This window comes from Confluentibacter flavum, from assembly GCF_002843175.1.
Taxonomy (GTDB): domain Bacteria; phylum Bacteroidota; class Bacteroidia; order Flavobacteriales; family Flavobacteriaceae; genus Confluentibacter; species Confluentibacter flavum.
The window spans coordinates 22,692-35,226 of record NZ_PJEO01000052.1; the positions used below are offsets into that span (position 1 = coordinate 22,692).

8 protein-coding genes and 1 pseudogene are annotated in these 12,535 nt (G+C 33.9%); 4 read left to right on the forward strand and 5 right to left on the reverse strand.

Features of this window, described 5'->3' with window-relative positions; translation table 11 throughout:
• Positions 1-2: 2 nt before the first annotated feature.
• The 5 genes and pseudogenes from CSW08_RS14720 to CSW08_RS14740 all read right to left on the reverse strand — a co-directional run bounded on the left by CSW08_RS14720 (position 3) and on the right by CSW08_RS14740 (position 6,719).
• Positions 3-1,946 (reverse strand): nucleoside-diphosphate sugar epimerase/dehydratase, encoded by a 1,944-nt coding sequence (locus tag CSW08_RS14720; RefSeq protein ID WP_106660637.1) that lies wholly within the window; start codon positions 1,944-1,946, stop codon positions 3-5.
• Entirely contained in the window at positions 1,943-3,073 is a 1,131-nt protein-coding gene (locus CSW08_RS14725) for an aminotransferase class I/II-fold pyridoxal phosphate-dependent enzyme (RefSeq protein WP_106660638.1), read from the reverse strand. Before CSW08_RS14725 ends, CSW08_RS14720 begins: the two co-directional genes overlap by 4 nt.
• A 597-nt stretch (positions 3,074-3,670) precedes the next feature.
• Positions 3,671-4,181: pseudogene (locus CSW08_RS18535) on the reverse strand (glycosyltransferase).
• A gap of 404 nt (positions 4,182-4,585) precedes the next feature.
• Positions 4,586-4,723 (reverse strand): hypothetical protein, encoded by a 138-nt coding sequence (locus CSW08_RS18155; protein ID WP_157831511.1) that lies wholly within the window; start codon positions 4,721-4,723, stop codon positions 4,586-4,588.
• A gap of 361 nt (positions 4,724-5,084) precedes the next feature.
• The gene (locus tag CSW08_RS14740) at positions 5,085-6,719 is read right to left on the reverse strand and encodes a hypothetical protein (RefSeq protein WP_106660641.1); all 1,635 of its coding nucleotides are present in this window, start codon (positions 6,717-6,719) and stop codon (positions 5,085-5,087) included.
• Between the two features lie 368 nt (positions 6,720-7,087).
• Between CSW08_RS14740 and CSW08_RS14745 the strand changes: the two genes are divergently transcribed.
• The 4 genes from CSW08_RS14745 (at position 7,088) to CSW08_RS14770 (ending at position 12,531) form a co-directional block, all read left to right on the forward strand.
• Positions 7,088-8,110, forward strand: coding sequence for an NAD-dependent epimerase (locus CSW08_RS14745; protein ID WP_106660642.1), 1,023 nt, complete (start codon positions 7,088-7,090; stop codon positions 8,108-8,110).
• A gap of 587 nt (positions 8,111-8,697) precedes the next feature.
• Positions 8,698-9,693: an SDR family oxidoreductase gene (locus CSW08_RS14755; protein ID WP_106660732.1), complete on the forward strand. Its 996-nt coding sequence runs from the start codon at positions 8,698-8,700 to the stop codon at positions 9,691-9,693.
• 5 nt (positions 9,694-9,698) lie between these two features.
• Entirely contained in the window at positions 9,699-11,078 is a 1,380-nt protein-coding gene (locus CSW08_RS14760; RefSeq protein WP_106660733.1) for a nucleotide sugar dehydrogenase, read from the forward strand.
• 172 nt (positions 11,079-11,250) lie between these two features.
• Positions 11,251-12,531 carry a nucleotide sugar dehydrogenase gene (locus tag CSW08_RS14770; RefSeq protein WP_162495561.1) on the forward strand — a complete coding sequence of 427 codons (1,281 nt, stop codon included), beginning with the start codon at positions 11,251-11,253 and terminating at the stop codon, positions 12,529-12,531.
• Positions 12,532-12,535 lie beyond the last annotated feature (4 nt).

Genomic DNA, 12,535 nt, shown 5'->3' on the forward strand with positions numbered 1-12,535 from the left:
TATTATGATAAGTTTCTAAAAGGTTTCTTTGGTTGGTCTTCCGAAAGGCCTTTGGCTTTTTTATAAATTTGAACTCTTTTGTCAAATCGTTCATAATCAGAGTTATTTGATTTATATTCCGGTATCAAATCTTTCATTTTCATTACTATATTGTTATTTTGAAAGCGATTGGTAATACATAACGCTTCTATTTGAGATTTAATACTATTATAGTCAAGTTCCCTAGTCTTACTAATTAATATCTTTTTATGATAGGTCGCCAAGGTATTTTCTCCGTTCGCCAAAAGTTCCTCATATAGCTTTTCTCCAGGGCGTAACCCTGTAACTTTAATCTCCATTTCTTCAGGATATTTAAACCCAGATAATTTAATCATATTCTTAGCGAGGTCATAAATCTTAACAGAATCACCCATATCAAAAATAAATATTTCACCACCTTTACCCATGGTTCCAGCTTCTAGAACCAACTGGGATGCTTCTGGAATCGTCATGAAATATCTAGTAATATCTTTGTGTGTTAATGTTATTGGACCACCTTTTTCTATCTGTTTTTTAAATAACGGAATAACAGAACCATTCGAGCCTAAAACATTGCCAAACCTTGTAATGATAAATTTTGTATGACTTTCTTTCTGTAAACAACTAATATACATTTCAGCTATTCTTTTTGTAGCCCCCATAACACTTGTTGGATTTACAGCTTTGTCTGTTGATATAAAAACAAATTTCTTAACATTATAGCGCGATGCAGTATCTGCTAAAAGTTTGGTGCCATGAATATTAATTTTGATGGATTCATATGGAGAATCTTCCATTAATGGCACATGTTTATATGCAGCCGCATGAAAAACCATTGTAGGCTTATAATTTTGAAAAATACCGTCCAGTCTCAAGCCATCTCTGATGTCTGCAACGATGGATATAAAGTTAAATTTATTGTTTTGTTTTAATTCTTGTTGCAAATCATATAATGGAGACTCAGCTTGGTCTACCAATATTAATTGATTCACATCAAAGGAAGACAATTGTTTAACAAGCTCACCACCTATAGAGCCAGCCGCCCCAGTTATTAATATGGTTTCACCCTTAAATTCATTAATAAGGTTTGGATTATCAATTTGTATGGGGTCACGTCCTAAAAGATCCTCAATTTGGACCTGCCTTATTTGTCCGATATTTAATTCCCCATTAATCCATTTTTCAATAGGCGGTACTTTATTAATTTTAACATTTAAAGCCACCAGACTCATTAATTTATCTTTTATAATATTTTCAGAGGTCACAATTATTTCATTAATATGATGAGCATCTATATACCGCTGATTTATTTTACTCTTATGTAAAATAGAAATGCCATTGATCGACTTTCCATTCTTACTAAAATTATCATCTATAAAGCCAACAACATTAAGCCTTTCTTTAACATTGTTTATCAAGGCATTATAAGTAATAATACCAGCATCACCTGCTCCATAAATAAGAATATTTTTTGATGCCACAAACCTACATTTCACATGATTATAGCCCAACTTGAAAAGGAGTCTACTTAAACTTAAAAAAACAAAACTGAAAAAGGCATGAATCACGATGATAGAAAGCGGTATGGTAAACCCTGGGACGATGCTTGTGAATCTATTTATTAGTACAAATAAAATACAAATCACTGTAATAAGGGAAACTGATCTAAAAAGATTTATGATGTCTGTAAAACCTGTATGTCTTATAACACTTTTAAAAGAACCAATAGCCAAAAAACTTATGGCAGATACCACCAAGAGAAAAGGTATTTGTAATAAAAACTGGTTTAAATCAAAATTTAAAGTAAAATTAAACCTAATGAAATAGGCCAAAAAGAAACTTACTAAAATGATTGATAAATCGATACCAAAAACAAGCCATTTGGAAGCGTATTTTTGTGAATAGTAGGAAAAGTAATTATTTATCATAGGTCGAGGGTTTTTGTAACGGTATTTAAAATTCTATATAAATCTTCTTGTGTTAAATTAGAACCACTTGGTAAACATAGCCCTTTGTCAAAAAGTGTTTCAGAAGTGCCATCCGTAAAATGTAAGCAATCTTTAAAAATGGGTTGCATATTCATGGGTTTCCATAAGGGTCTCGACTCAATATCGTCAAGTTGTAATTCCAACCTTATCTGTTCCCTTAATTTAAATGAATCCGTTATTATACAGGTAATCCATCTATTTGAAAAGCATCCTTCTGGTTCTTCCAAAAATGATATGGAATCGTATGTTGATAAATGCTTTTTATAAAAATCGAAATTTTGTCTTCTTGCCGCTACCCTTTTATCAAGCACTTCCATTTGTCCACGGCCAATACCCGCTAACACATTGCTCATTCTATAGTTATATCCAATAGATGAGTGCTCGTAATGGGGAGCATGATCTCTAGCTTGTGTCGATAAAAACACAGCTTTGGTTTTTAGCGCTTCAGTACGGGCAATTAAAGCCCCGCCACCGGACGTTGTAATTATTTTATTTCCATTAAACGATAGGATTCCAATATCAGATAATGCGCCACAAGGCTTACCATAATAGTTGCTCCCTAGAGCTTCAGCACTATCTTCAATTACGGGAATATCATATTTTTTTGCAATAGCGTTTATCTCGTCCACTTTATATGGCATGCCATATAAATGAACTGCTATAATGGCTTTTGGTTTTTTATATTTTTCTATGCGATCCCTAATCGCAATCTCCAATAATTCTGGAGATATGTTCCAAGTGTCTGGCTCGCTGTCAATAAATACAGGCGTAGCACCAAGGTACACAATGGGGTTTGCCGATGCAGAAAATGTAAAACTTTGGCATAAAACTTCATCGCCTTTAGAAACGTTTAATAATTGCAGGGCTAAATGTATGGCAGCCGTTCCTGAACTTAATACGGCAACATGCGTATGGTCTCCTAAATAATCTTGGATATCTTTTTCAAAACCATCTACATTGGGACCCAAAGGGGCTATCCAATTCGTATCAAAGGCAGCATTAACAAATTTTTGCTCAGAACCGCCCATGTGAGGTGATGATAAATATATTTTAGTCTTAGTCAACATTTATTTAATATTAAACCTCTTTAAATTTATGACATAATAAGGCACCCACAGTAAATTAATTACCCTGTCTTTTAAAACAAAAATTCGTTCTGCTTGTACTCTCTCTTATGTGTATGTAAAACAAAATCAATATATTATTATTATTATTAGCTTAATTAGTCCGTTGTTAAATGTTATATCTTCTATCTGTTATTGGGAATTAGATAAAAATAGAGAGTTTTATATGTAACACTTAATACAGTTAAATTAATGTTGCTATTAATCAATTCAATTTTGTATTAGCTGAGACAAATTTAAGGATACTTTTCATGTAAACAGAGAAGTTTTTTGTTATTTCGTTTAAAGCATATTTATATTCGGCTAAATACAATTGATCATTTTATCTTATTGAGTTTAACCGTTTTTTTTACACCTAGAAGGTAAGACATAGTAAAATAAACACAAACAGCTTTAAAACAAGTGTCGGGAGAAATTAGATTGTGCTTTACACAAGATAAAAAATACAATTTGAAGCTTGTTTTTCAAGATTTTAAAATAATAAAGAATACTTCAATAAAGTATTTTAATTTTAAATTAAAAAAAATATCAACACTCAACTTATTTCAAACTTAGCTCTTTATAAAAATTGAAATATTCTTTAGTCATTTTAATCATATCAAATTTTTTGGCTCTTACCATACATTTGCCCACTATTTCCGAATTATAATATTTATCATCAATAAGTTTTAAATTTAATTCAGCCAATTGATTTTCATTATTGTCTTCAAAAAGCAACCCAGCACCCTCAACAACTTCTGTGAGCCCTGGCACATCAGATGCGATAAAGGGGTTACCCGATGCCAAGCCTTCTACACTGGACAGTGATAGCCCTTCAAAATGAAGAAAGCACTACAACATCAACAGATTTAAATAATTTTGTTACTTCCTTTCTAATTCCATAAAAGTGGACTCTATCATCTAACCCTAATTCTTTGGTCTTGTTAATATAAGGTGATTTTAGTTCACCATCTCCAACCAAAAGTAAAGAATAATTTTCTGGTAGGGATTTTAGACTTTTTATTAACGTTAATTGATTTTTTTGAGTTGTAAAACTGGGTACTTGTATAATGAGTTTGTCTTAGTCAGCAAAATGAAGTTCTTTTTTTTGAGTATGGAACCGCTTCATAAATTTCCTTTAAATCTATCCCATTATAAATTTTAACAATGTTATTAAAACCTTTCCCAAGGTGGTTTCTCAAATTAATATCGACAGCATCAGAGATACTAACTATTTTATGGAATCTGCTATAAGTAATTTTATCAAAAACTTTAAATAAACTAATTTATAATTTCTTTTCCCAACTCTAAGGACGTCCGCAAAAGCCACCCAATACAGTGTGGGGAATAAATGCACATGAACTATATCGTAATTGTTAAGGAATTTATATATTTTAAATACATTAAGTGGGTTGTAAACATTTGTCTAGTTGCCAAGAGAGAAAACGTTTACTTGAGGGTATGGTTCAAGTTTGTCTAAAAAAGGTAAAGTGACCCTCTTAACACAAGAATATCTACATATATGCCCATTTTTCTATATTCAACAACAGCATTCATAAATAGCTTTTCAGCACCTCTAGCTAAAAGCGAAGTAATTATTTGTAATACTTTCAATTGAAATTATTTTTGATTAATTCTATAAATAAATTCTCATAATCTTTAAGAATTTTTTCTTTATTGTATTTTTTTAATTATTGGAGCATTAACATATTCTGTCTTCCCTTTTGTAACAGAGCCTCAAAAAGTCAAAACAGGGACTCCAACCATATAGCTTTAATTTATTGGTCAAAAATAATGAAGTTAGTATTATGAATGATTACAATGTTAAAACACAACATGCATACTTCGTATATTACTTATATGATAATAGTAGTGATTTTAAATTAAAAAAGACCTTCGATAAAATCATTATTTAAAGGTCTTTTCAAGTTGGTTCAAGTAAAAATATTTTAATTACCGAACTAAATTTATCTAATTATAAATCTACTTTATTATAAAATACTTCAATCCATGTATAGCCATTTGTTGCTAAGTCATTGTATTTTGCTCCCTCTGGCATATTCATAGCTCTCCAAAAATCTGGGATACCATCACCAATGCTACTCCAATTATCCGGTCTTTTATTTGATGGTATTACTGGAAGAATCCAATTTGCTGAGTTTTTATATTCTGCCATTCTATTGGCTTTGATACCAGCTATTAAATCAGCATCCCAACTATCCATGTAAAACCTCACATTACCATCATTGTCTATATACCTATTGGCTCCAACATCTGAATTTCCAATAATAGACTCATACGCTTGAACAGCGGACATAAAAGGTGGTTTATTAGGAATACCATCAAATTCATCTTCAACTAAATAATTAGTGTCAATGGGTGTATATTGAGGTATATTTTTAGATCCCATCCTATAAGTCCAAATTACAGAATTGTCATTTTTGTCTATATTCTCGCTTCCATTTAAAATCACGCCGTTATTATTTTCATAATAATTACCCCTAGAATGTAATTGCAGTTTCTCAAAATAGGCTCCAGTAGGATTCTGAGCGCTTACAGAACCACCATTCATTTGAAATTCATTGGTTTTTATCCAATCTTGGGGTATTTTATAATAATTCCTGTCTGCATTAACTTTTGCATTATCACTATATTGAACAACTATTAATTTGGTTCCGCCAGATTGAATAACATTATTGATAACATCAATATAGCCTCCAGTACCTCCGGTATTTGGAGTTCTATTACCGCCTCTAGCAAACATGTTATGATAAATAGATAAGTTTCCCCTATCAGGAAAGATGGCAGGATTTTGTGAACTCACTTGCATATAAGTATGGGAATCACTAACGGAACACCGTTGTACCGTTTGTCCAAAACCTCCAGATGTATTTTCATTTCCTCCTAGTACCAAGGCTTTATTTCCCCCCCAACTAACGGAACAATGGTCGATAATGATATTATCGCCGCCTGCTTGTATACCGGAATTAGGTTCGTCTGGAATGGGATTCCCTTGAGTAATTCTGGGCCTGCTTCTAATATAACGCATTACTAAATTGTTGCTTTTATACATATAAATGTAACCATCATGTAAAGTGATGCCCCCCAAAGGTGCGGATTGTCCTAAAATGGTTATATCATTATTAGATGATAGTATGCGTTTGTTATTAAGTCCAGATAAATTAATGTTTCCTGAAACGGTAAAAATAATAGTTCTAGGCCTGCCTCCTAACTTATCCTCTAATGCGTGTTGTAATCCACCTCTATAAATATCATTAACAGCATCATAAGTAAGAGGAGCACTAACTTCTAATGTATTTACTACTACCAAGACACCTCCTCTACCTCCAGTAGTGTTAGAGCCACCACCATAAGCACTAGGAAACGCTTTAAGTTCTATTGCAACATTGTCCATAACATCTTCAGGGGTATCTTCAGCGGTCACTTCTGGTAATGGTTTCTTTTTTTTGTCTATTTCAGTAGGGTCTTCAGAGAGCAATGCCCGTTCATCAAACAACTCGTCTCTGTTGCAAGAAGAAAATAATAATAATATGAGGTAACATGTTAACATGGCATACGTTGATGCCGTAAACTTAGAAATAATCTTCATGAAATGCTAATATTAGATTTGGGAATCAATAATAGCGCAATAATACTCCTTAAACTTTTAGATTACTTTTAAATTATTTTTTTTTCGATGAAATGCAGCTTATTTTTTCGAATAAACCCGTTGAAATACACACAAATAAGATAAATTACACAAAATATTTATTTTTGTAGTAAAATATAAACATTTATAAAACAAAATGTTTTATTGGAAAAAAGAGGTGGTAAATATAACAGCGAGATTTAAAATAGCATAGTTTTGTTAATAACTTTTGATAAGGTTGTTGGGTTCTGGGTAATGTATAATAGCAATTAATAAAGAATAATCAATAATCAATAATTAAAACAATATCTTTAAACAAATATTAAAAAATGAAAGTATTAGTTACAGGTGCAGCAGGATTTATAGGTTTTTATGTATCTAAAGTATTATTGAATAAAGGGCATGATGTAGTTGGTTTGGATAACATCAATGGTTATTACGATGTGAACCTAAAATATGCCAGATTGCATGAATTGGGCATTAATAAAGAAGCCGCTTCAAATTATAATAATGTATGTAAAAGTACTTACTCAAGCCATTTCACATTTGTAAAAATGAATTTGGAAGATCGCTCAGAGCTTCCTAAATTATTCGAAACAGAAACATTTGACGTGGTATGTAATTTAGCGGCACAGGCCGGTGTACGATACAGTTTGGAGAATCCTGAAACCTATGTGGACTCAAACATGGTTGGCTTTCTTAATATTTTGGAGTGTTGCAGGAATTATGGCGTAAAGCATTTGGTATATGCCAGTAGCTCCAGTGTATATGGATTAAACAAAAAAATCCCTTTTTCTACAGATGATGCCGTAGATCACCCCATCAGTTTATACGCCGCCACCAAAAAGAGCAATGAGTTAATGGCATATACCTACAGCCATTTATTTAAATTCCCAACCACGGGTTTACGGTTTTTTACCGTATACGGCCCTTGGGGACGCCCCGATATGGCCATGTTTTTATTTACGGATGCCATTTTAAAAAACCAATCTATTAAGGTGTTCAATCATGGTAATATGGAACGTGATTTTACCTATATAGATGATATTGTGGAAGGTGTTGTACGCATTATAGAAAAACCAACTACTGAACGGGTTCAAAATAATGAATTGTACAAATTATATAATATAGGTAACAATAACTCTGTCAAGCTTTTGGATTTTATTAAGGAAATAGAAACCAACTTAAAAATGGAAGCTAAAAAAGATATGTTACCAATGCAACCAGGCGATGTGGAACGCACATGGGCCAATGTAGATGCACTTATTAAAGATTATGGCTATAGGCCCAACACGTCCATTAAAGAAGGAGTAAAACGTTTTATTGATTGGTTTAAAATGTATTATACATAAAGAATTTTTTGAAACGAACTATCCTCGAGGCAGTCCCAATAGCTATCGGGATTATTTCGGAATCTTTTACACTAATAGCAGCCATAGTTTTGAGAACCTGAAATACTGAAACAAGTTCAGCACAAGCGAGTTCAGGTTGACAATAGATGAAAATTTTAGTCAACATATACCAATAACTATCTGGATTGTTTTTTTCATAATGGATGCCAACGTCCAAAGTCATAAGAAACGTTTGGTTTAAAAAGAACGAATTATAAAACATGCATTTAAAATGACTATGTTATATTTAATTAATGTGCATTCATCGTTAAAAAGACCTACTTGGTATAATAATAACCACGGGTTCCATTAATTTTTTTCATATTTGCGTTGGCTTAATAAAAAATTTCTTGAAACCGACTATCCCCGATGCAAGCCATAGGGTATTTCACCGGTCTCATTTTGTCCATGGGGGCAAAAAACCGAAATTTTATATGTTGCCCCGCCCGGAATTGCGAAAAAACAATTCCGACCTCCCCAAAGGGAAGGTAAAATCGGAAACCTCGAGGCAAAGCCATCGAGGAATTATATTATTAAACCCAAATTTAATGACTATAGACCAATTAAAAACATTACAAGATAAAACGATTCTTGTTACAGGAGGTGCTGGCTTTATAGGCTCCAACTTATGTGAAACACTACTGGACAACCATATAAACACCATTTGCCTAGACAACTTTTCCACTGGCAAACGAGAGAATATAGCACCTTTTTTAAAAAATAAGTTATTTAAACTCATTGAAGGCGATATCAGACATCTTGAAGATTGCCATCAGGCCTGTGTTGGTGTTGATTATATTCTTCATGAGGCCGCTTTAGGTTCTGTTCCAAGATCCATTAACGACCCTATAACAACAAATGATGTCAATGTTTCTGGATTTTTAAACATGCTTGTAGCAGCCAGGGATGCCAAAGTAAAACGGTTTGTATATGCCGCTAGCTCATCAACCTATGGAGACCACGAAGCATTACCAAAAGTAGAAGATATTATAGGAAAACCCTTGTCACCATATGCCATTACGAAATATGTGAATGAATTATATGCCGATATTTTTTATAAAACCTATCAATTGGACACCATCGGATTGCGTTATTTTAATGTGTTTGGGAAAAGGCAAGACCCAGACGGTGCTTATGCCGCTGTGATTCCTAAATTCGTAAAGCAATTAATGGCTCATGAATCACCTATTATCAACGGTGACGGCAGTTACTCAAGGGATTTTACTTATATTGATAATGTTGTTCAGATGAATATGTTGGCATTGACCACCAACAATAAAAAGGCATTGAATACGGTTTATAATGTGGCCTATGGAGATAGAACGACGCTGTTGGAATTAACAAACTTATTGAAAACACATTTGTCGTCTTTTGATGCCTCCATCAGCAGCGTAGAAATAAAACATAGAGACAATAGAATTGGGGATATTCCCCACTCCTTAGCATCTATTGATAAAGCAAAGCAATTATTAAATTACAAACCTAAATTTAATATCAATGACGGCATTAAAGAAGCGGTACATTGGTATTGGAAACATTTATAAGAAAAATGAAAATAACTAAAATTTGTTGTATTGGTGCTGGCTACGTTGGTGGTCCTACCATGGCAGTGATTGCGAAAAATAATCCGCATATAAAAATAACCATCGTTGATATCAATGCCGAACGCATTGCGGCGTGGAATGATGACGATGTATCAAAACTGCCTGTTTATGAACCGGGCTTAGCAGACATCGTTAAGGAAACCAGGCATAAAAACTTATTCTTTTCAACAGACATCAATACCGCTATTGATGAATCTGAAATGATTTTTATATCTGTAAATACCCCAACAAAAACCTATGGGAAGGGAAAAGGGATGGCATCCGACTTAAAACATGTAGAACTTTGTGCCAGAAATATTGCAGACATAGCCAAAACGGATAAAATAGTGGTTGAAAAATCGACTTTGCCTGTTAGAACTGCCCAAGCGATTAAAAGCATCCTTGAAAACACAGGTAATGGTGTGACATTCGATATCTTATCAAATCCTGAGTTCCTCGCAGAAGGTACGGCGATTGATGATTTATTACATCCTGATAGGATATTAATTGGAGGCGAATCGGAAGAAGCCATTGACAGTTTAGCGTCTATTTATGCTAGCTGGGTGCCTCGAGAGAAGATATTGAGAACCAATCTGTGGTCTTCAGAACTTTCTAAATTAACGGCGAATGCGTTTTTAGCCCAACGTATATCGTCTATCAATGCCATTTCAGAGCTTTGCGAGCATACCGAGGCTAATGTTAATGAAGTCGCTAAAGCCATTGGCATGGATTCCAGAATTGGCTCTAAATTTTTAAAAGCTTCCGTTGGATTTGGTGGTTCTTGTTTTCAAAAGGACATATTGAATTTAGTATATGTTGCGAGAAGTTACAGTTTAAACGAAGTCGCTAATTATTGGGAACAGGTTATTATTATGAACGACCACCAAAAAAGACGCTTTTCCGATCGCTTGATAAAAACATTATACAATACAGTTTCCGGAAAAAAAATAGGCTTTCTGGGTTGGGCTTTTAAAAAGGATACCAATGATACCAGAGAGTCTGCTGCCATTTATGTGGCCGATCATTTAGTAAGCGAGCAAGCATATATTTCAGTTTACGACCCTAAAGTGTCTGCGGTTAAAATCCAAACAGACTTGAATTACCTAAACACGCGGACGGAAGCAGACAATCTAAAGTATGTTGAATCTTCTAATACCCCATACGAAGCCTTAAAGGACGCCCATGCAGTTGCCATTATGACCGAATGGGATGAGTTTAAAACGTATGATTGGGTGAGGATTTATAAGGACATGAAAAAACCAGCCTTTATCTTTGATGGCAGAAATATTTTAGATAAATCGAGCATGGAAACCATCGGATTTGAATATTATTCCATAGGTCAATAATAGTGAATAGTGAATAGTGAATAGTGAATAGTGAATAGTGAATAGTGAATAGTGAATAGTGAATAGTGAATAGTGAATAGTGAATAGTGAAAAATAAAAAAACAATACCCGATTAAAATATTTAACGATTAAACGATAGTCATTAATAAATAATAAATAGTAAATATTAAAAATGGAACACATCAAAATAGCTATCATTGGCTTAGGATATGTGGGATTGCCCCTAGCCCGCCTTTTTGCAACTAAATATGCCGTTGTTGGGTTTGATATCAATACAAAACGAATTGCTGATTTGCAACAAGGTAAGGATATGACTTTAGAAGTTGAAGAAACACTTTTAAAATCGGTTTTAAAAGACACAGCAAATGCTGAGATAGGTTTATGTTGCTCAACCAACATGGAGGACATTAAAGATTGTAACTATTATATAGTAACCGTCCCTACGCCTATTGATAAAAATAACCGCCCCGATTTAACCCCTCTTTACAAATCGAGTGAAACGGTGGGACGTGTTTTAAAGAAAGGGGATATTGTTATTTATGAATCCACGGTATATCCTGGCGTAACGGAAGATGAATGTGTGCCTATTCTAGAAAAAATAAGCGGCCTTACATTCAACACAGATTTTTTTGCAGGCTATTCACCAGAGCGTATCAACCCTGGGGATAAAGAGCATACCGTTGATAAAATTTTAAAGGTCACTGCGGGTTCTACACCAGAGATTGGGATTAAAGTCAATAATTTATATGCCAGTGTGATTTCCGCAGGTACCCACCTTGCTCCTAGCATTAAGGTGGCCGAGGCTGCTAAGGTTATTGAGAATTCCCAACGTGACATTAATATTGCCTTTGTGAATGAATTGGCAAAGATTTTTAACCTTCTCGATATTGACACCCATGCGGTATTGGAAGCTGCTGGCACGAAATGGAATTTTTTACCGTTTAAACCGGGGTTAGTTGGTGGTCATTGCATTGGTGTTGACCCTTATTATTTAGCACAGAAGGCACAAGAAGTGGGCTATCATCCCGAAATTATTTTAGCGGGCCGCCGCGTCAATGATAGCATGGGACAATACATTGCCAGTGAAGTCGTTAAGATGATGTTAAAAAATGATATTAAAGTTAATGGCGCTAAACTGTTAATGTTGGGCATCACGTTTAAAGAAAACTGCCCAGACGTTAGGAATACTAAAATAGTGGATGTCATCAAGCATTTAAAAGAATATGGTCTCGATATTACCATCTACGACCCTTGGGCAAATCCCTTGGAAGTACAACATGAATATAATTTAACGACCCTGTCTGAACTACCAAAAAATGAATTCGATACGATTGTATTAGGGGTCGCGCACAAAGAGTTTCTTGATATTAATTTTAAGGAGTTATTAAATTCCAAAGGGCTGGTATATGATGTAAAAGGGGTTTTAAAAGACAAAACAAATAAGTGCTTATAATTTA